A 20,500-nucleotide genomic window follows, 5' to 3' on the forward strand; every position below is an offset into this window, starting at 1 on the left:
TGGGAGGAATCTCAAATCGAGAATCCAAACTCCGAACCGAATCCCTTCAATTTTGTTCAGGATTCAGGATTAATCAAGGCTTATGGCAACGAAATTTCCAAAATTTAGCCAAGACCTTGCCCAAGACCCGACCACACGGCGGATCTGGTACGGGATTGCCACAGCACACGACTTTGAAAGCCACGATGGCATGACCGAAGAAAATCTTTACCAAAAGATTTTTGCTTCTCACTTCGGCCACGTAGCAATCATTTTCTTGTGGACATCGGGCAGCCTGTTCCACGTAGCATGGCAAGGTAACTTTGAACAGTGGATTAAAGACCCTCTAAACGTCCGCCCGATCGCTCACGCGATTTGGGACCCGCAATTCGGCGCTCCTGCAGTAGAAGCTTTCACTCAAGGGGGCGCTTCTAACCCGGTGGATATCTCTTACTCCGGTGTCTACCATTGGTGGTTCACCCAAGGGATTCGGACAAACGCCGACCTGTATCAAGGAGCTATCTTCTTGTTACTGCTGGCCGCTGTATTCCTGTTCGCAGGTTGGTTGCACCTCCAACCCAAGTACCGCCCCAGCTTGTCTTGGTTCAAAAATGCTGAATCTCGCCTCAACCACCACTTGGCTGGTTTGTTCGGTGTCAGCTCTTTGGCTTGGACTGGTCACATGGTTCACGTTGCTATCCCCGAATCTCGCGGACAGCACGTAGGTTGGGAAAACTTCTTGTCCACCCCGCCTCACCCGGCTGGTTTGGCTCCGTTCTTCAGTGGTAACTGGGGCGTATACGCCGAGAATCCAGATGCAGCGAACCATGTCTTCGGTACTTCCGAAGGCGCGGGAACCGCAATTCTGACTTTCTTGGGTGGCTTCCACCCTCAAACAGAATCCCTGTGGCTGACAGACATCGCTCACCACCACTTGGCGATCGCAGTTCTGTTTATCGTTGCCGGTCATATGTACCGGACTAACTTCGGTATCGGTCACAGCATCAAAGAGATGTTGGATTCTAAGGCTGGTTTGATCGGCGGCAAGAGTGAAGGACAGTTCAACTTGCCTCACCAAGGCTTGTATGAAACCTACAACAACTCGCTGCACTTCCAACTGGCATTTCACCTCGCTGCTTTGGGTGTAATTACCTCCTTGGTAGCACAGCATATGTACGCGATGCCTCCCTACGCTTTTATAGGTAAGGACTTCACGACTCAGGCTGCGCTTTACACTCACCACCAGTACATTGCTGGATTTATCATGGTCGGCGCTTTCGCCCACGGAGCTATCTTCTTGGTGCGGGACTACGATCCTGAAGCAAACAAAGGCAACGTGCTCGATCGCGTGTTGCAGCACAAAGAAGCGATTATCTCTCACTTGAGCTGGGTGTCGCTGTTCTTGGGCTTCCACACTCTCGGCTTGTACGTTCACAATGACGTTGTAGTTGCTTTCGGAACTCCTGAAAAGCAAATCTTGATTGAACCAGTGTTCGCACAGTTCATCCAAGCTGCTCACGGAAAAGCTCTCTACGGCATGGATGTGCTGTTGTCTAACCCTGACAGCATTGCTTCTACCGCTTGGCCCAACTACGGCAACGTATGGCTCCCAGGCTGGTTGGACGCGATTAACAGCGGTACTAATTCTCTGTTCTTGGCGATCGGACCTGGCGATTTCTTGGTTCACCACGCGATCGCACTAGGCTTGCACACCACCACCTTGATCTTGGTCAAGGGCGCTCTGGATGCACGCGGTTCTAAGCTGATGCCGGACAAAAAAGACTTCGGTTATGCTTTCCCTTGCGACGGCCCCGGCCGTGGCGGTACTTGCGACATCTCTGCTTGGGACGCCATGTACCTGTCTGTATTCTGGATGTTGAATACCCTAGCTTGGGTAACGTTCTACTGGCACTGGAAGCACCTGGGCATCTGGCAAGGTAATGTGGCTCAGTTCAATGAGTCTTCTACCTACCTGATGGGCTGGTTCCGCGATTACCTCTGGCTGTATTCTTCTCAGTTGATCAACGGTTACAACCCGTATGGTACTAACAACTTGTCAGTCTGGGCTTGGATGTTCTTATTCGGACACCTTGTTTGGGCAACTGGTTTCATGTTCCTGATCTCTTGGAGAGGTTACTGGCAAGAGTTGATCGAGACTTTGGTTTGGGCTCACGAGCGCACTCCTTTGGCTAACTTGGTTCGCTGGAAAGACAAGCCTGTTGCTTTGTCGATCGTCCAAGGTCGTTTGGTTGGCTTAGTTCACTTTACTGTGGGCAACGTCCTCACTTACGCGGCCTTTGTAATTGCCTCGACGGCCGGGAAATTCGGGTAACTCTGAACTCTGGTTTTGTAGGTAATTAAATCAAATCCCCTGCCTTCTGGCGGGGGATTTTTTTGTATATTTTGCTTAACTGAAGCTGTTAATCAGGAATCTGAGGGCGATCGAGTTTTTCCAAAACCCTTTATGTCAAAGCTGTTTGCGATAATTGAAGCCTACAGAGAAATGTATAGTGCGAGCCTAGTAAAATGAGTAGTTAGGTTCCCAAGTTTCGGGGATAAGTGGTTTATCGAGAGGACTGGGTTGTGAATACAATTATTGACACACAAGTGCTTTCATATCGTTTTAAGGAGATTGAGAACGATGTCCACGACGGAAGCCGAGCTATTTCATCAATTACAGCTAATGAATTTTTACTGGCTCAGCCCCGAGACTCAAAGCAACCTGACTACTACATTCTTCATCCAGCTAGATACTCGGTACTAAATTCAGGAGAACGTGATTTTGGTATTTCCGAGCATTTTGGAAATCCTAAATGGGCCAAGGGAGGTGCTTGTCGGACAGACCAAGTGATTATCGACTTTGGCAGTCAGTTCTCTGCATATCGTGAGTTTGGAAACGAAGCAATTGCTGAGGTTATTAACAAAAAAAAGTATGGCGTATATGAACTCAGTGTTTCTCATTTATCTAAACAAAAGCAGAAGTACCTAAAAAAACGGTTGAAATACATTTTGGATAATAATTATCGTTGTTACTCTCTAACTAGAGCGACAATAGAAAATGGGTTGACTCTGTTTTCAGAGTTTGCTGCTCAACATAACTGCAAAAGCAATATTCGTAACACTATCAATGACATCTTAATACTGGCTACTGCTGTGGACAGAAAAAATAAATTTATAACATATGATAATGTGCTAAATCGTTTTGCTGCTGAGTATTATGAGGCGCCAGCTCACCAAAACGAAGATGAATTGATAATCGATTTTTCCGAGGAGACAACTGAAAGTAGAAAAAGTAAGGAAAGTAAAGGATATGTCAATAGGGGTTGGAGTTACTCGGTTCGTAATAACCGAGAGGTACAGGGAACCTAACCACCCGCTTGTACCCAACCGCATTAAGATTGTCTATTGGAAGCAAGAAGGTATCTGTGGTGGGTAAAGCGAAAGCTTATGACATGGTTCTTACAACTATAGTAGCTGTAAGAGCGATCGCCCCGAACCTCACTTCACCAAAAGCCCGATCGCCCTCATCCCCTCAAATCTCGCCATTAACCTGCATTTGATGCACCTGATCAGCCAACTCTTGCAAGCGCTTTTCGTCCAACTCATCGATCGCCAGCATCCCGACATAGATGATTTCCTTCAGCGTTAGCCTGGTTGCTAGCGCCTTTTTCTGCACAAGTTCCTTAATTATGGGGCTGACTCCAATGGCGGTACTGGCTCTAGTCACAAAACTAACCGGAGATTAACAACTTTGACTAAATCTTAGCACCTTTAAGCTGAGCTTTTAGCTGCGATGCAAACTGCTTAAGCGCGTCTTGACAAGACGAAACACACGGGTTTATAGTGGAAATGTGGAAAGGCCGATCGACCTTTTCCCCTCAAATCTCGCCATTGACCTGCATCTGATGCACCTTGTCAGCCAATTCTTGGCGGCTTTCCTTATCGAGTGCATCAATTGCCAGCATTCCCAAGTACACGACTTCCTTCTGAGTTAGTCGGGTCGCTTGGGCTTGTTTTTGAATGACTTCCTTGATCACGGAACTGACCGCGATCGCAGTATTAGTTTTAGCCACGAAGAATAATCAACTATTAATAACAACTTTCCTTGATGTTACCATCCTCAGTCCGATTAAGTACAATAATGTTTGAGTAAGTACAGTTAATCATGCTATAGTGGAAAAAATAAAAAAAAGCGATCGCCCCCGGTGTAGACAACTTAAGGCCGATCGACCTATTCCTCAATAATCTCCACCAAGTCCTCAATCATCACATCAAATGCCCGCGCTAACTTGTACAGGGCGGTAAAGTCAACCATTGATATTTCTGAACGACGAGCATAGCTGGTTATGGTGCTGTAGATCACGCCCGATCGCTCAGCCACCTCCTTGAATGTCCAGCCCCTCTCGGCCGCTAACTCTCGCACTTTAACTCTGACTAAACCCATGCTTGACAAATAATGCAGTTGCGTTTTAAGATAATTGCATCTGAAAAAGCGATCGCCCCCGGTCTAGACAACTTAAGGCCGATCGACCTACTCCTCCAAAACCTCAACCAAATCCTCAATCATCACATCAAAAGTCCGAGCTAACTTCCGCAGGCAAGTAAAGTCAACCATTGCCATTTCAGGACGACGAGCATAGCTTCTGACAGTGCTATAAATTACCCCGGAACGATCGGATACTTCCTTAAGCGTCCAGCCCTTCTCCGCCGCTAGTTCCCGAATTTTTAGCCTGACTAAACCCATGCTTGACAGTTGATGCAATTGCGTCGTACAATTTTATATGTAAAGAGCGATCGCCCTCCGGCCTGGAAAACTAAAGGGCGATCGTCTGTAAAACCTAATCTGGACAGATTATTTCTTTCTATCAAAAAGTGCATTTGCCTTATCCAGAAGTCTACTAACCATATCCAGAGGTGTACTAGCCATGATATCAGAAACTCCGGCAAAATCGCGGACGATCACAGAATCCAAAATAATTCACAAATCTCCCATCCTGCATCCGCTGGCGAGATTCGTTACCGAAGAAACAGTCGCACTCCTGTTCAATATCTCAACAAACGACATTTACCGCATTGAATGCTGTCGCTACATGGTTTACGTGCACGCCAAAGGCATCAGCCGCTTTGTCAGCTACGCCGATTTTCCCCCGATTTTAGCAGTAAAGCCGATCGCACCTCAAGATTTTGGCAGATGGTACAAACGCTGGAAAAGCAAGCTAGCACCAGCATTTTGGACGAAATTCTACACCCACAAGTTCAAAAAAGCTGTTTCCGTTGACAGCTTGCTAGAGTGGGGCCAATTGGTAGCTACTGTTAAATCGGTCATTTCTGGGGCCGCGCTGCAACAGCTACGAGATGTCTATGCCCAAGAAAAACATTTGATGGAGAAATTTTAAAGTGCGATCGCCCCGGCAACCAACTGCGAGAATGGGCCAAGGAAAAATTAAAATAAATGGCTAAGTGAGAAAATGGAGGTAGAAAATGGACAATCACCATGCCTAGAAAAATTCGCGAGTTAAAAGCTCAGATTACCCGTGAGGGCTTTATTTATTTGCCAAAACGCGGAAAAGGCAGCCATGAGAGATGGCAGCATCCTTGGATTGGGAAGACATTAACAATTCCAGGCAAAGACGGAGATGATGTGCCACGCTATGAGAGAGAAGCAGTTGGCAATATTGTTAGCCGAACTCGACGAGTTAAAGGAGGAAGATTCATGAATCGATACAGTATGATCGTCCAATGGTCTGATGAGGATCAACTTTTCCTCGTGACGATTCCAGAGTTTGCCGAGCGCGTTGTCATGCCCTGTACCCACGGCAAAACCCGCTCAGAAGCCATCCGACATGGCGAAGAAGTGCTCGAAATGTATCTAGAAGCTTGGCAGGAAGAAGGTGAAGCCATCCCCGCACCTAGCATTCTTCAAATCGCCTAGAACACTTCATCTTCGATTCCCAGCCACCATTCCCCCAGATTCATTAAATCTTTGTGAATGTCGGTAAGTTCTGTCATATACTCTTCAGCAGAAATCTCCGATCGCCTTTCTTGCAATTTTTTCAGCCGCAGTTGCACCAACAGCCAAGGTTTGGAAATCCCATCGGTTGCTTCGATATATTTGGCTAGCTCTTTGCTGTCCATAGTTATTGGTTATTTTTTATATCGGAATGATTAAACCGCAGAGAACGCAGAGAACGCAGAGGAAGAGAAATAGAGATGAATAATTCTGATACCAACTAATCTAATATTATAGGACTTTTGAAACGGCTTAAAAAGCTCTGATTTTTCCCAGTCGGTTTCAACCGACTTGAGCTTTGAGCCAGGGGTTTCAACCCCTGGCGGACTAACGGATTGGCGGACTTGGAAGCTAAGATGTCTCCCGCAAACATCTTTTACCTATAATCCGAAGTCTGAATATTCTTGAGCTTCGCCGCATATTTCATGCCGTATTCCGGGCGACAGAAGCGATCGATCTGAGACTCAAAGAAAGCCCGATTTGCCTTCAAATGCTTTGGATTCGGGTCATCTAAAGGATACAAAAGAGCAGTCCGTAACGCTTGAATCACCGCCGAAGTTACGCAGTACATCGATCGCTGAAATGTCACCCCAATTTGATTGAGGATATCATCTTCGCCACGACAGCGCTGTTTGTAGAAATCCATCAAATAAGGCGGCAGGAAATGCAGCATATCTTGTGCTAGCAAAGTCGGCGGAATCCCGGCCGTACCTACCGGGAATTTGTCTGCATACAATACTCCGTAGTGGAAGTCTTTTTGATCGTCAGGAACTTCCTTAGCTTGAGCGTTGTAAGATTTGGTGCCTCGGAACGGCGAAGTGCGATAAAATACAGCTTCCACGTAAGGTAACGCTGCTTCGTAAAGCCAAGTGAAACCCTTAGATTTCGGGATGATTTCGTAGGTTTCGCCGTCGATTTGAACGTGGTGGTAAATCGGACGACCGGCGATCGCAAATATGCCATTTACTAGGAAATCCATCGCCTGCGGGACTGTGGTAATTTTCCCTTCGTCGTACAAGTCGGAAACCTCAAAAAACACCGGCGCCATGACTTCCCAGAATAAACCGAGATTGCTGTAATAAGACATTTGGCGGCACTGTTCTAAAAACATTTCTGGAAATGCTTTGTGCAGTCCCAGCATGAACGGGTCTTTTTTGAAGTAAGCTTTAATTGCGCGATCGGCATTAGCTTTATATTCGTCACTGTCCAAATAAGGATCGAATTGATTGGTTGGGACGTACAAGCCCCGGTGCCAAAGCATTGACCTCATGCACTCTTCTGCAAATTCCATGTTAATGCGATCGTGCCACAAATGATGGAACAGCCGCGGGAGTTTACCAGTTTCACCCTTCTCCATGAACTCCAAAAGTTCTGGGTGAACACTTCCAGTACCGCGCCAAATCCGCAAATCTGCACCGTCGCCTGCATAGTGATTTTGTAAATCTAAATACTCTTGCGGTAAAAAGTATTTAAAGAAAGGAAGCGGGTGTAAAAATACTCGTTCGGCGATGTAAAGCAAATCCCGCCAGTAAAAGTCCATCGGCACCGCGTAAGCTTTCCAGATAGCGATGATTTGCATCAGATTTTCCGGCGTATCTGGAATCATAGCGCCCCCCGCTTCCAGTCTGTGAATTATTTCGGCAAATTCGTGTTTTGAAGGGGGTAGTTTAGTTGCTGGTTTATTAGGGGTTTGTACCATTGTTTCTTCCTTTGTTTGACTGAATTTTACTATTTATAAATTGCTCTATTCGGGAATTAGGTTATCCCAAATCTCATGCTTTTCGGAAAGATAGCGCTGCTTTTTACAGTTATTTTTCCTCTTTTCCAGCCCAAGGAGGCGGGCCTTGTGGAGAGCGGATGTTGATAATTGATCCGTTCGACAGAGTTATCGAAAAAGCATCAAATTCGCCGTCATCCATTTCGCCAACAACGGTAATTGTTTCCCCTTCTGATAGATTAATATTGCGCCACCTGCGCGGGCCGGCATCGACTTTAACTTGACCGCTGCCGTCATTTAAAATCCACTCATTTTCATCAGCTTCTCCAAAACCAACTACTCGGCCAGAGATGGTAATTCCTGTTTTCGATGCTGGCAAATCGCGAATGCGAGTTATAGCTTGTGCAAAAGCAGAAGTTGCCACTACTAAAAGAAGGGTTGTAACTGCGGATACACTGAAAAGTTTTTTCGGTTTCATGAGCGCTCATATCCTGGTATTTATCTGGAGGCTCTGCGTCCAAAATCTTTCATTAAAATTGGATACAGAGCCTAGTAACGAGTAGATATTTGTGAGGCAGCATAGTCGGACACAAGGCAAGTGCCGACCCTATTTTAATCGCTGAGCTATCTCAGTCTGCGGAGACAGACTTCGTTTGTGTAAAGGCGATTTCAATCGCTGATTTTTTCCAAGGATAGCTAATAGCAACTTGGGTATTCCTGTCAGCCGGCAGAGTAGCAACGATCGCATTTGTAGTCGATTCGCTCCACTTGAGCAGCCAAGCAGGTTGAATTCCCAACACGAAAATGATGCCCGCCAAAACCAGCGCCGGCATATTTTCAGCAAACGTAACTGGAGGGTAGTAAGCCGTGGCATTGTCCAACTTCCCAAAACAGGTGCGGTTGAGCAGAATCACAAAGTAAACGGCTGTTAAACCCGAAGCTAAAATGCAGATTAAAGTGGGAATTGGAAAGATAGAGAAACTGCCTTGAAATACTAAAAATTCGGCAATAAAACCCACCAAACCGGGAATGCCGGCGCTTGCCATGCCGCCCAAAACTAACAGGGAACTAGCCGTGGGTAAACCCCGCATCGGATTCATCAAACCGTTGAGCACGTCCAAATCTCGCGTGCCGACTTTGCTTTCGATGATGCCTACTAAATAAAATAGCAAAGCTAAAATTAAGCCGTGGCTTACCATTTGCCCGACTGCACCGATTAATGCCAGCTTCGTACCCGCAGCGCAGGCAACGAGGATGTAGCCCATATGCCCGATCGAACTATAGGCTACCATGCGCTTGATGTCTTTTTGGGCGATCGCGCTCAAAGCCCCGTACATCACGCTCACAGTCCCGATAATCGCTAAACCGGGAGCTATAATCGACCAAGTTTCGGGAAACATCTGCAAGCCAAACCGTACTAAACCGTAAGTTCCCAACTTCGCCAGAATCCCTCCCAGCAAAATTGCTGTTGCTGGCGAAGCTTCCACGTAAGCATCGGGTAGCCAAGTATGCAGCGGCACCAAGGGAATTTTAATTCCCAACCCAATTAGCAAAATTGTTAGCAGGATTAACTGCACATTTCTCGGCAATTCTTGAGTGGTAATCGCACTGTAATCGAAATTTAAAGAACCGCTCAGCCAAGCAACACCCAAAAATGCTGCCAGCACTAAAAGTCCCGAAACTGCCGTGTAGATCAAAAACTTCATGGCAGCGTATTCCCGCTGCTTTCCGCCCCAAATCGCAATCAACAGGTAAAAAGGAATTAATTCTACTTCGTAAAACAGTACAAACAGCAGCAAATTTTGAGACATCAAAGCTCCGGCAATACCAGCATTGATTAGCAAAATCAAAGCGTAGTAAAGCTGGGGGCGCTCCATCTTTTCGCCCGTGCCGTAAATGACTAATAGCGTCAGCAAAGCACTTAAAACGAGCAGCGGCAAGGACAAGCCGTCAATGCCCAAATTGTAGCTCAAACCTAATTGTGGAATCCAAGGCAAATATTCTTGAAATTGCAGTCCCGAATTTGCTGGATCGAATTGAGTTAACAGCCAGATATTCAATATGAAAATAGCTGCTGCAAAAGCCGATGCTATTGAACGCAGGCGCATCCCATTTATGTTTCCGGGCAGGAACCCGACTACCGCAGCGCCCAACGCGGGCAACCAGAGCAAGGCACTAAGCATAATGTGTCAAGAGTGAAGAGTGAAGAATCAATTAATTTAGCCGCCTATTGTCTTGGATAACTTGAGAGTTTATATCTTAACTTTTTCCCAGTTATCTATACGAAATTGCCTCAAGACTCAGAAAGAATACTGACTCTCCCCGTGTCTAAATCGTAATATCCACCAACAACTTTCAGTTTATTATCCTCAATTAACTTAGAGATAACTGGAGATGCTTTCAACCTGTTAGCTTGCAGTACAACATTGGCTTTTGAAGCATTTTCTAGCTTGTCGCCTGCTTGGTTTTTCGAGCTTTCTACAGCAGGCTTAATTGCATCGAGCAAACTGCCAATTTGACCAGGAACTTGAGCTCCTTTGACGGTTGCGCTTACCGCACCGCACCTTTTATGCCCGACTACCACAACCACTTTTGCTCCCAGTACCAGCGTGCCAAATTCCAGGCTGCCAATTTCTTCGGGAGTAGCAACATTTCCGGCCACGCGACAGACAAATAAATCTCCCAATCCTTGATCGAAGATAATCTCGGAAGGAAAGCGGGAATCTGCACAGCCGAGAATAGCAGCAAATGGTTTTTGAGATTCGGCAACTTCGGTGAGGCGAACTAAGTCTTGGTTGGGATTTAGGCGTTTTTTGTCAGCAAACCGCTGGTTCCCGTCCATTAACTTTTGCAGAGCTGCATCGGGAGTCAAGTCATTTCGAGAAATTGTCGGTTCGGGTGCACCCAAATCAGCGCCTGTGCAGGCTGCGAGTATCCCTGTACCGATAGCACCTGTGACAATTTTGAGCGAATTGCGCCGGGAAAGATTGAATTGTCTGTGATTTTGGTTCATTGATTTTGCTTTGTTTGAAAACCTTTGAAATCATCTTTGTTCAAGAATTAATTATTAAAAGATTTTAGATTAAAAATCTCACCTAAAATCTTAAATATTAACTCTATTTACCCGCCTACAATCAGCGACAAGCGAGCTAGCAAAGGCCAGCTTATGAGTAGTCCCAAAACTGCTACTCCGAACAGAATTGTCAGGGCGTAAAACTGAGTTTGACCGTTAACGTTGTATTTGAGGCTTTGCCCGCCGAAAACCGTTGCAAAACCGATTAAGTTCGCGAATCCGTCAACAATATTGCGATCGAACCAGGAGATGATTTGAGCAACTAAACCGACTGCAAATATCACAGTCACCCGGTAAAGTTTGGCAGTGTAAAAGTCGTAAGCAAAAAAGTCTTGCAAAGCTTCAGAACCAATTCGTACTGGTTTTTCCCATTTGTCGTTCATGTAAACAAATGCTCCGGCACCGATGCCGATCGCCGTTGACAAAACTAGCAATCCAGTTGCGGTATAATTCAAACTTGCCCCCGGCACTAAATGCCACGCTGCCAGCAAGTGCGGAACGTGCAAAGTAAAGCCCATTAAAACAGTCATCGGCAAGATAAAAGGCCAGTGAACTTCCGGCGAGCGTTCGGTCATTTGCTTTGGTTTGCCGCCAAAAACTAAACCGAAGACGCGCACCAAGCCAAAAGCAGTGACGCCGTTTACAAACAGCACTATTCCTAACAAGAAAGGATGAGTTTGCCAAAGCCCGGATGTGAAGTCTTCTAAAGCCCAGAAGCAGCCGAAGGGCGGCAGTCCCACCAATCCAGCGCTACCGACAATAAACGATATTGCCGATATCGGCCGCTTTCCCCACAAACCGCCGAGAGAGCGGACATCCTGAGTGATACTGTTCCAAACTACCGAACCGATGCTCATCACCAGCAAACCCATTGCCAAGCTGTAGGCAAATATTAATGTCAGGGCTGTCTGGGCTTGTCCGGTGCCGACGGCGATAAATACTAAGCCCATGTAAGAGCTGACTATATAGGAAAGCGTGCGCTTGATGTCAATTTGGGCGATCGCAATTAATGAAGCACCAACCGCCGTCGCAGCACCTACAATAATAGTTGTCTTCAGTCCGATCGGCGACAAAGCAATCACCGGCTGCAACTTAATCAATATCCAAGCACCAGTTTCGACAACTACGGTGTTCCGCAAAATCGTCGCTGGCAGCGGGCCTTCCATCGCCTCATCCAGCCACAGGTGCAAGGGAAACTGGGCGCATTTGCCCATCGGGCCGGCAATCAAGGCTAAGCTCAACAGCGTCGCTACAGTGGGGTCAAGCTTTGCAGTCTGAGCCCAAACAGCCAACTCGTCAAAATTCCAAGTTCCAGCCAGCGGCAGAATGGCGACTACTCCCATCAGCAAGAATAAGTCACCCACCCGCTTTGTTAAGAAAGCGTCGCGGGCTCCTGTCACCACCAAAGACTGATTGAACCACAGCCCGACTAGCAGGTAAGTGCCCAAAGTCAGAACTTCTAAAATCATGTAGCTGAAGAAGAGGGAATTGCACAGTACCAAGCCGCACATCCCCGCTTCAAACAGCCCCATCAGAGAAAAGAACCGAGCCCAGCCCCAGTCCATTTCCATGTAACCGAAAGCATAAATCTGCGCCAGCAAGTTCAGTCCGGTAATCAAAACTGTCGCGCCGACGGTGACAGCAGAGATTTCAACGGGAATGGTTAAGTCTAAACCTGCTACATTCAGCCAGGGAATGAACTGGTGTTGCGCCGGTTGGTTCCAGATAGCTGCGAGGGCGATGACGCCGTGTAGGAAAGCGAACAAGGTTAATATGGCGTTCACATAACCGGATGGTCTTGGCCCGGTGCGGCGGGTAACAGCCGGAAACCACAGCATCGACAGAACTCCGCCGATGAGTGGATAGCAAGGTATAAACCAAACCGTCTGGAGTAAGATTTGAGCCATTGGCATTACCTGTAAAGGTTACAAAAATTTAAAATTCTGAGAATAATTCCGATCGGGCAAACGACAGCACTGAAAACCCAGAAGGCAGAATTAGAGGCTATTTTGGCGTCAGTATTCGAGTTACTCGTTGTTTTGATACTAGGCGGGAAGAATAGACTTATTAATTTTATATTAAGTATTGCGTTAAATTTTCATATTTCTGATTCAGCATACTTATCTATACCGATAACCTCTACTTATAGGTATATAGGGGGGGGATGGTGTACAAACGAATATTTGTCGATCGCACATCTTGCACCATTTTGAGGAACAGGCAAGATGCCTGTTCCACAAAGAATTCAATTTTTTTGTGGGGAGTAGGGGTTGGGCTTCCTGCCTGCCCGTGAAATGCTTATTTAGAACAGGCAAGATGCCTGTTCCACAAAGAATTCAATTTTTTTGTGGGGAGTAGGAGTTGGGCATCCTCCCCGCCCGTGAAATGCTTATGGTCTAAAATATTAAAATCGCTCAATCTGCCAAGCTGCTAAAGGAAGTTTGGCTTGGCGCTGCCCCATCGCCCTTGCCCTAACATTCACTAGACCGATCGGCGTATTAAACAAATCTACCATATCGGCTTGGGCCATCGCACTTTTGGCAGCAGCCACAGGCAATTCTTTTAACAGCCACCTAGCCAGCCGGTAAAAATATTCCCCTGTGGTGAATTCTCGCATCAAATCGACACCGTGGAGTTCGTGCAAATATTTATTAGATTCGCCGTACCGATACCATTGACTTTGCAACTGTTTTATTGTAGAACGGTGGCGGTGTCGGACGATCGCATTTTCGGCAAAATACATTTTATAGGATGTTTGCCGCAAAATCCGCCAGCACAAGTCAGCATCGCCGCCGCTGGTGAGGTAAGGGCGAAATAATCCTATTTGTTGTAAAACTAGCCTCCGTACAGCTAAGTTGGCGGTTTGACCGTAGGGACAAAAAGGGTGAGCGAGAGTATGTTTTTGAGATAAAGTATTTTGGCGATCGGCGTGTTGTTCTAAAATAGTTTTACCGGGCAATGCGAGTATTTCCCCAGCGCTAATTCCTACTTCTAAGTCAACAAATGGCTTAACTAAATTTTCCAGCCAGTCAGATTCCGGGCGACAGTCTGCATCGGTAAATGCAATGATTTCGCCTGTGGATGCGCGAATTCCTTGATTGCGGGCGGCGTAGGAACTTTGAATCTGATTTTCACTGAGGTGGCGAATGGTTATTGGATTGAAATTGCTTCCTCCCCTTACCAAGGGGGGGACTGAGGGGGGGTTAGAGGCTGCTGTTTCGAGGATTGCTGAAGTGCGATCGCGACTGTTATTGTCTACTAAGAGATATTCTACACTTTGTGGCGGATAAGTTTGCGATCGCAGGCACTCGATCAACTCCGGCAAATCCATCTCGCCGTTGTAAACAGGCACAACCACCGAAACTTGCGGTAAAAACGTTTTAGTCATTCACAAACAACCGTAAACGATAGCATAACTAATATTGAGTAAGATTAAACGAACCGCGCAGGCGCTAAGGACGCTAAGGAAGATAAATAAGCAAATGTAGTTCTTACTTTGTCCTATAAGCGTCTTCGCCGTTCTTCAAATAATTAAAAAGCGTTATTAAGTTCCATTGCATTAACTGGGGATATCAATTCTCAAAATTATAACTTCGGAGCCTTAAACAGGCAAGATGCCTGTTCCACAACTGCATTCAGTCCTTGTGGAACAGGCATCTTGCCTGTTTCTTTGAAATAGTAGTAAATATCTCTTACATCCCCTGTACAATCCGTCACGCAATCCCTTCTCAACTGTTCCCCGTCAACATCAAAACCATTAACACTAACGCCACGTTAGTTATATAAAAAATGCCAACAACCTGAGTTTCTAACCAGCCGCACAACTCTAAATGATGGTGCAGTGGAGCCATTCTTAACAGACGCTTGCCGATTCCATCCGGCCCTTTTGTAGCTTTGTAATAACCTACTTGAGCAATTACTGACAGCGTTTCAATAAAGAAAATCCCGCTGATAATTAATAATATCCAAAGGCTATTTGTTAATAAAGCTACCGCACCCAACGCACCGCCCAAAGCTAAAGCACCTGTATCGCCCATAAACACCTTGGCTGGATTGCGGTTGTGTGCTAAGAAACCGAAACAACTGCCGCTGATGCAAGCGCAAAATATCATTAATTCTGGCGAAGTTGAGGCTACAGATGCGCCCAATCCCAAAAGTGCGATCGCCCCCAAACCTCCCATCAACCCGTCAACACCATCGGTAAGATTAGTAGCATTGCTTTCGGCAACTAGCACAAAACCAGCCAGCGGCCAGAACAGCAAACCTAATGGCAATACCCAACCGAAAGGCAAAGCAACATTCGTAGAAATTGCAGGTTGATGAAACATCAGCCACAGACAAAATAGAGCAGCAAAACTTATTTGCAAAGCCAATTTCATCCGAGGTGAAATACCTTTGTTCGACTTGCGTCGCAGAATTTGCCAGTCATCGAGCCAGCCAATGAAACCGTAAGCTAAAGTTAAAGCCGATACGGCAACAACATCTGAGTTAAACTTAGACCAAAGTAAAGCGACTGCTACCCCAGCAGGTATAAAAAAGATGCCTCCCATTGTCGGCGTTCCCGCTTTTTTCAAATGGGCTTGGGGGCCGTCTTCGCGAATTATTTGTCCTGCTTTTAGTTGCTGGAGTACGGGCACCACTGCATAGCCCAACCCCGACGCAACTACAGCACAAACAACTAGCGGCATAAATAGCGATGCAGGTAAATTCAAAAATCTACCCGCTACTACATCTAAACCGATCGCTACAGTGCCGAGCCCCAAACCCAGCAGCAGGAATAAATTCTTGCCTGTAAGTTTGAAAGGCAGACTAAAAGGGATTTTCTCATCCAAAAAGTTATCCATAACACTCCTCACCACACACTATTTGAGAATAAGCAATTGACAATGGGGGAATAGGGTGCGATACAGGAGATTGAGAAATCTCTTAGTTTTTCTTCCCTGTTTCCGGTTGATTTCTTCACCCTTCTACCCGTTATTCTTCGCCTACACTCACATCCTCTTCTACTTCTTCTTCTAAATCATCGTAAGGACTGTCGTCAACTGCCATCAGTTCAGAAATTTCTTCTTCGTGCAGATAGTCGGGTTCTTGGACATCCCTTGCTAACAGGCGATTGTTAGATTCCAACCAGTCTAAAAGAGAAGATTGCTGTTTTAATGGAATTACATCCGCAGGTAAATGGCGAGGAATTTGACGCAGAGATGGGTTGTACATGATTATCGGTTTTTAAAGACAAAGACGCGATCGAGTAGAGGTAACGTTTTGCCGACGAACTGCTGCTTTGATCAAGCACTTGCAAATCGGGCATTTAGCAAGGCTAAAGCATTATACCACAGGCACTGTTTGGTTCCGGATCGGATAAGATGGGAGACCCAAAAGGCGATCGCCCCCAAGCATGGGCATGAGGATAGCACTAAAATCCGCTCTTGCCAATCCTTCTTTAGCCGTAAGCATTGTAATCTAAGACGATCGTCTTTAAGATATCGCGGGACAAGCGGCGATCCTGTTCTGCAAGCCTCCCTAACAGCAAGGGTTTGATTCACAACAGTCTCCTGGATTTTCATCAAAGCCTGAGCTCGAATGCCCTCTGGCTTCTTCAGTCAACTCTCAAGCAATAAATCTCAGAATGGATATAACGGCAGCGGTTTTATACAACAAAGAGGGCTACCACACCGGAGGCAAAAAACTTCTGGGGCGTCATTCAGCCGGAGAAGGGTTTCTCAAAAGCTTAGTCCAACACGGAACCGCCGACTCTCTCTACTGTTGCGCCGATAGCGAAACAACCTTTAAGGAGTTTTGTTCGCACATCCAACCTTGGCTGCAAACACCTCGGAAAGTCCGCTGGATTCCCATGGAACGACCGGATTTGCTATCTCAACCGGGCACAATTTACCGACCCGATCCGGTTCTGTCGCAGATGGTTTGGGCGCGCAGATTTGTCGATCAGCGGGCCTACAGCGTTTGCGGCGTTACTCACACGATCGGTACAAAATACATCATGGAGGCGATCGGCGATTTGATCACCGCACCCATGCAGCCTTGGGACGCCCTGATCTGCACATCTGCCGCCGTGAAAACAGCAGTAGAAGGAGTTATGAGAGAGTGGTCTGAATATTTAGCCCAGCGCAACGGCGGTAAACCGGAAATTTTGGTCAAATTCCCCGTTATTCCCCTCGGAGTCGATTGCAGCGCGTTTCCGCAGGGTGTGGAAGCCGTTAATAGTCGCCGCCAACTGCGACAAGAACTCGGCATTTCTCCCGAAGATATTGTTGTGTTATTTGTCGGTAGATTGACTTTTTCTGCAAAAGCTCATCCGGTACCCATGTACATCTCCCTAGAACGGGCGGCACAACAGACAAAAGCCAAAATCCACTTAATTCAAGCCGGTTGGATCGAAGATCCGAGAGAAGAACCCGACTTTAAAAAGAGCGCACAAATATTTTGTCCGTCGGTGAATGCTATTTTTTTAGATGGGAGACAGCCGGAAATTAGAATAAATATTTGGTCGGCGGCCGACATTTTCATTTCGCTTTCCGACAACATTCAAGAATCATTTGGACTGACACCAATAGAAGCCATGGCGAACGGACTGCCGGCCATAGTCTCCGATTGGAACGGATACAAAGAATCTGTACGCCACGAAATAGACGGCTTCCGCATTCCCACACTCATCCCGCCCCCGGAATCTTGTTTAGATTTAGCCCTAAATTATCTTGACGACAGCTTAAATTGGCCGACTTACATGGGTCACACTTCCCTCGCGACAGCAGTAGACATTGATGCTTGCACCCTGGCGTTGTGTGAATTAATTGAAAACCCCGAATTGAGAAAGCGGATGGGGGAAAATGCCCGACAAAGGGCGAGGGAAATTTATGATTGGAAAGTAGTAATTGCTGCTTACGAACAATTGTGGCGGGAATTAGCAGAAATTCGCCAGGGGGCACCGGAGTCAGCACCTTTAAAACCTGGGAAGCCGCCTTATCCCCTAGGCGACGATCCGTTTCGGGTATTGGCTAATTATGCGACTAGAAGTTTAAGCAATGAGATGATGCTGAGTCTGGGTGCGATCGCCACACCAGAACTTTTAAAGCAGGTACAGACAATTAGGTTTACCAGTTTTGGTGAGGATAGGAGAACATCTGTTAGCATTCAGATGGAGATATTGGAGACAATTAAGCAGGAAGGTGCGATCGGCGTGGGGGAACTTATCCGACGCTACGTTAAAAACGAGCAACAATTAGCCGACCTGTATCGGACTTTGCTTTATTTGGTGAAATTTGATATCTTAGTTATTAGTTGTTAAGCTGTCACGCATTTAAATTGCATATTCAGGGCGGGCGAGACGCCCACCCCACAAGAATTAGATTGTTTTTTGACATTCTATTTAAATGCACAACAGCTTAATACTCTGCGGACTCGGCGATTTTAATCGCTAGTACACAAAATTTCGTCCCTCTCTCTTGAGACTGAAGAAAAGAGGGGTCTGACTTTTGCCTCACCTTCGATAATTAATCCGTGTATTCGTGTCAAAATCCGTGTTCTTCCTTCTTAAAAAATCATGCTTAAAAAATCTGCACTCTTAGAGATAATTGCTGGTAAGAATCGCGGTTTGCTGGCTACCCCTAGCGACAAACAAGCGATTTTAAGCGCGATCGCCCAATTGGAAGATTACAACCCCACACCACGCCCTGTCGAAGCCGCAGAGCTTTTAAATGGTGATTGGCGGTTATTGTACACCACCAGCCGCGAACTGCTGAATCTTGACAGTTTTCCCTTGGTAAAATTGGGTCAAATTTATCAATCTATCCGCGTCAAAGAATCTAAAATTTACAACATTGGCGAACTTTACGGCTTGCCTTATTTGGAAGGAATTGTCAGTGTAGCAGCAAGATTTGAGCCAACTTCGGAACGGCGAGTGCAGGTGAAGTTTGAGCGGTCTATTGTAGGTTTAAGCAGGTTGATTGGCTATGAATATCCGGGGAAGTTTATCAATGAGATTGAGTCGGGTAAAAAGTTCGCTGCTGTAGATTTCTGGCTGGATACTCGCGAACAGCAGGGATGGCTGGATGTCACTTATTTGGATAAAGATTTGCGGATTGGACGGGGGAATAAAGACAGTGTTTTTGTATTGACAAAAGAGTGATTTTGTGATGTGTGATTAAGTGCGATCGCCCCTTAACTCATACTAAATTTATCTTTCCTTCATCCGCGTTTATCCGCGTTCATTTGCGGTTAAAAATCAAAAATATATCACTTTTGCAAACAATTCAACACTTACTAAAACCCTCAAATCCATAGCCGATAAAAGCTTCAGATAGGATAACCGTTAAAACTTAGCGTTAAGAATTGACAATTGACAATTCTTGTGATATGTGCTTGGATTTTAATGGAAAAGGCGTTAGTACATTCCCGCCAAGAAACTTACTAACGCCTTTTGTGTACTCCTTACGAATACAACACGATTATGCCACAAAACGGTTATCAACAGGGATTCACAGCGAATCCTGGGGCGATCGCGTACCAAAAACGCCTTTACCCTTGGGCGATTGCCAAACTCATGCCCAGTATGCAGCGGGCGATTGTGGGGCGATTTCGCAGTCGATCGGATGCTGACGGGCACTTGCTGTGTCTGCGTCAACTCATGCCTCAAGCAACACTTGTCGTAGTCTTTGACTTGCAACCAGACTTAGAAGTACCAATGGCGGCGCCCACAGCAATTCGATAAGCACAAGGATTGCGATCGCCATTTGTAGGGGCGGTGCCCCCGTGCCCGCCCCCTTCGTCTGACTGCAAGTCGATCTTTCTTGTATTTTCCTTCTTCCTTTTTAAGAATGACTCAGACTCGATAATTAATCCGTGTATCAGTGTAGTGCCTTCCTTCTTCCTTCGGCTATAAATAGCGACTTAAGTTAGGATAAAAATATCCTAAATTTGCTTTTAAATCATGACTTCTACAACTGCAAAATTCATCGTGTCTCAAGTGGGTGAAATTCCTCAATGGCAAGTCGCGACATGGGAAGATTATGTAGCAGCCTGCGAAGATCCATCTTTGGAGGAAGCCAGAATATTTTTTTATGAAGGATATCTTTGGATAGACATGGGTAATGAAGGGCCTCAGCACGCCAGATTTAACAACCTCTTGACTCTGGTATTTTACGCCTGGTTTGTCAGCAAAGGAGGACAAGCTTTCGATGATTTGGGTGGATGTGTAATTGAGAAGCCAAAGGTAGGAGGAGGTGCGCCCGATCGCATTTTATATATTGGCGGAGAATTCATCCAGTGGCAAAAAGGGGAACCGCGCCGACTTAATCTAAATAAATCGCGAATTCCCGATTTAGTGATAGAAACTTCCGATACGACTTTGGCCAGCGATTTAGATGAAAAAAAGCGGTTGTATGCTGCTTTGGGAATTCCTGAGTATTGGGTAGTAGATATTAAGGGCGAGAGAGTTTTGGCATTTCGCTTGCAGGAAAACGGGAAATATCAGGAATGCGAGATTTCCGGTGCGCTTGAGGGATTGCCAATTGCTTTTCTATCGGATACTTTAAAACTTTTGGGTGAGGGAAATGGGACGGCGGCGATGTGGTTTGCTCAACAAATTGGGAGTTTGTAGAGAGGTTGGTGAAAAGTACGCGCGTGCATAGCTATCCCGTAGAGAATCGCCCTTAATTTTTTACACACTTATAGCCTCAATCATAACATATAATAAAAATATATCTGC

General features: G+C 46.1%; 22 protein-coding genes and 1 pseudogene. 9 read left to right on the forward strand and 14 right to left on the reverse strand.

The features are described from left to right. Positions 1–82: 82 nt before the first annotated feature. Both psaB and QUB26_RS12520 read left to right on the forward strand, forming a co-directional pair. Entirely contained in the window at positions 83–2,311 is a 2,229-nt protein-coding gene (gene psaB / locus QUB26_RS12515) for a photosystem I core protein PsaB (RefSeq protein WP_333318231.1), read from the forward strand. A 251-nt stretch (positions 2,312–2,562) separates the two neighbouring features. After that, positions 2,563–3,348, forward strand: coding sequence for a hypothetical protein (locus QUB26_RS12520; protein WP_333238840.1), 786 nt, complete (start codon positions 2,563–2,565; stop codon positions 3,346–3,348). Between the two features lie 163 nt (positions 3,349–3,511). On the opposite strand, the gene QUB26_RS12525 is transcribed toward QUB26_RS12520, so the two are convergent. The 4 genes from QUB26_RS12525 to QUB26_RS12540 all read right to left on the reverse strand — a co-directional run bounded on the left by QUB26_RS12525 (position 3,512) and on the right by QUB26_RS12540 (position 4,723). After that, entirely contained in the window at positions 3,512–3,706 is a 195-nt protein-coding gene (locus QUB26_RS12525; RefSeq protein WP_333027259.1) for a hypothetical protein, read from the reverse strand. Positions 3,707–3,857: 151 nt separating this feature from the next. Continuing rightward, a complete protein-coding gene (locus QUB26_RS12530; RefSeq protein WP_236506337.1) occupies positions 3,858–4,052 on the reverse strand; it encodes a hypothetical protein in 195 nt (64 codons plus the stop codon). 158 nt (positions 4,053–4,210) lie between these two features. Beyond that, positions 4,211–4,423, reverse strand: a complete 213-nt coding sequence (locus tag QUB26_RS12535; protein ID WP_006631308.1) for a helix-turn-helix domain-containing protein — start codon at positions 4,421–4,423, stop codon at positions 4,211–4,213. A gap of 87 nt (positions 4,424–4,510) precedes the next feature. Next, positions 4,511–4,723, reverse strand: a complete 213-nt coding sequence (locus QUB26_RS12540) for a helix-turn-helix domain-containing protein (RefSeq protein ID WP_006631307.1) — start codon at positions 4,721–4,723, stop codon at positions 4,511–4,513. Between the two features lie 181 nt (positions 4,724–4,904). Here QUB26_RS12540 and QUB26_RS12545 point away from each other — a divergent pair, with 181 nt between their 5' ends. The 3 genes and pseudogenes from QUB26_RS12545 to QUB26_RS12555 all read left to right on the forward strand — a co-directional run bounded on the left by QUB26_RS12545 (position 4,905) and on the right by QUB26_RS12555 (position 5,911). Further along, positions 4,905–5,375, forward strand: a complete 471-nt coding sequence (locus QUB26_RS12545; RefSeq protein ID WP_333238838.1) for a hypothetical protein — start codon at positions 4,905–4,907, stop codon at positions 5,373–5,375. A 98-nt stretch (positions 5,376–5,473) separates the two neighbouring features. Continuing rightward, positions 5,474–5,572, forward strand: a pseudogene (locus QUB26_RS12550) (type II toxin-antitoxin system HicA family toxin); the annotation flags it as partial. Between the two features lie 120 nt (positions 5,573–5,692). Beyond that, on the forward strand, positions 5,693–5,911 hold the full coding sequence (locus tag QUB26_RS12555; protein WP_333155302.1) for a type II toxin-antitoxin system HicB family antitoxin: 219 nt from the start codon (positions 5,693–5,695) through the stop codon (positions 5,909–5,911). Here QUB26_RS12555 and QUB26_RS12560 read toward each other — a convergent pair. The 10 genes from QUB26_RS12560 to QUB26_RS12605 form a co-directional block, all read right to left on the reverse strand. Continuing rightward, positions 5,908–6,114, reverse strand: coding sequence for a hypothetical protein (locus QUB26_RS12560; protein WP_333140518.1), 207 nt, complete (start codon positions 6,112–6,114; stop codon positions 5,908–5,910). The two genes, QUB26_RS12555 and QUB26_RS12560, sit on opposite strands and share 4 nt — an antisense overlap. A gap of 251 nt (positions 6,115–6,365) precedes the next feature. Continuing rightward, positions 6,366–7,688: a CO2 hydration protein gene (locus QUB26_RS12565; RefSeq protein ID WP_333238836.1), complete on the reverse strand. Its 1,323-nt coding sequence runs from the start codon at positions 7,686–7,688 to the stop codon at positions 6,366–6,368. 109 nt (positions 7,689–7,797) lie between these two features. After that, complete coding sequence (locus QUB26_RS12570) at positions 7,798–8,184, reverse strand: NirD/YgiW/YdeI family stress tolerance protein (protein WP_333238833.1); 387 nt, start codon at positions 8,182–8,184, stop codon at positions 7,798–7,800. Between the two features lie 151 nt (positions 8,185–8,335). Beyond that, the gene (locus QUB26_RS12575) at positions 8,336–9,889 is read right to left on the reverse strand and encodes an NADH-quinone oxidoreductase subunit M (protein ID WP_333055349.1); all 1,554 of its coding nucleotides are present in this window, start codon (positions 9,887–9,889) and stop codon (positions 8,336–8,338) included. Between the two features lie 110 nt (positions 9,890–9,999). Next, on the reverse strand, positions 10,000–10,719 hold the full coding sequence (locus tag QUB26_RS12580) for a carbonic anhydrase (RefSeq protein ID WP_333318233.1): 720 nt from the start codon (positions 10,717–10,719) through the stop codon (positions 10,000–10,002). 107 nt (positions 10,720–10,826) lie between these two features. Continuing rightward, positions 10,827–12,686 carry an NAD(P)H-quinone oxidoreductase subunit F gene (locus tag QUB26_RS12585; RefSeq protein WP_333318235.1) on the reverse strand — a complete coding sequence of 620 codons (1,860 nt, stop codon included), beginning with the start codon at positions 12,684–12,686 and terminating at the stop codon, positions 10,827–10,829. Between the two features lie 497 nt (positions 12,687–13,183). Next, positions 13,184–14,167, reverse strand: coding sequence for a glycosyltransferase (locus QUB26_RS12590; RefSeq protein WP_333318237.1), 984 nt, complete (start codon positions 14,165–14,167; stop codon positions 13,184–13,186). A gap of 197 nt (positions 14,168–14,364) precedes the next feature. After that, on the reverse strand, positions 14,365–14,496 hold the full coding sequence (locus QUB26_RS12595; protein ID WP_333238824.1) for a hypothetical protein: 132 nt from the start codon (positions 14,494–14,496) through the stop codon (positions 14,365–14,367). An 11-nt stretch (positions 14,497–14,507) separates the two neighbouring features. After that, positions 14,508–15,623 carry a phospho-N-acetylmuramoyl-pentapeptide-transferase gene (gene mraY, locus QUB26_RS12600; RefSeq protein WP_333238822.1) on the reverse strand — a complete coding sequence of 372 codons (1,116 nt, stop codon included), beginning with the start codon at positions 15,621–15,623 and terminating at the stop codon, positions 14,508–14,510. Positions 15,624–15,753: 130 nt separating this feature from the next. Continuing rightward, entirely contained in the window at positions 15,754–15,993 is a 240-nt protein-coding gene (locus QUB26_RS12605; RefSeq protein ID WP_006631296.1) for a DUF3134 domain-containing protein, read from the reverse strand. Between the two features lie 412 nt (positions 15,994–16,405). On the opposite strand from QUB26_RS12605, the gene QUB26_RS12610 reads away from it, so the two are divergent. The 4 genes from QUB26_RS12610 (at position 16,406) to QUB26_RS12625 (ending at position 20,392) form a co-directional block, all read left to right on the forward strand. Then, complete coding sequence (locus QUB26_RS12610; protein WP_333238820.1) at positions 16,406–18,082, forward strand: glycosyltransferase family 4 protein; 1,677 nt, start codon at positions 16,406–16,408, stop codon at positions 18,080–18,082. A gap of 255 nt (positions 18,083–18,337) precedes the next feature. After that, positions 18,338–18,922 (forward strand): PAP/fibrillin family protein, encoded by a 585-nt coding sequence (locus QUB26_RS12615; protein ID WP_333318239.1) that lies wholly within the window; start codon positions 18,338–18,340, stop codon positions 18,920–18,922. Positions 18,923–19,243: 321 nt separating this feature from the next. Next, entirely contained in the window at positions 19,244–19,504 is a 261-nt protein-coding gene (locus QUB26_RS12620; RefSeq protein ID WP_333318241.1) for a hypothetical protein, read from the forward strand. Between the two features lie 219 nt (positions 19,505–19,723). After that, a complete protein-coding gene (locus QUB26_RS12625; protein ID WP_333238814.1) occupies positions 19,724–20,392 on the forward strand; it encodes a Uma2 family endonuclease in 669 nt (222 codons plus the stop codon). Positions 20,393–20,500 lie beyond the last annotated feature (108 nt).

It is taken from the genome of Microcoleus sp. B4-C1 (genome assembly GCF_036705285.1).
Classification (GTDB): domain Bacteria; phylum Cyanobacteriota; class Cyanobacteriia; order Cyanobacteriales; family Microcoleaceae; genus Microcoleus.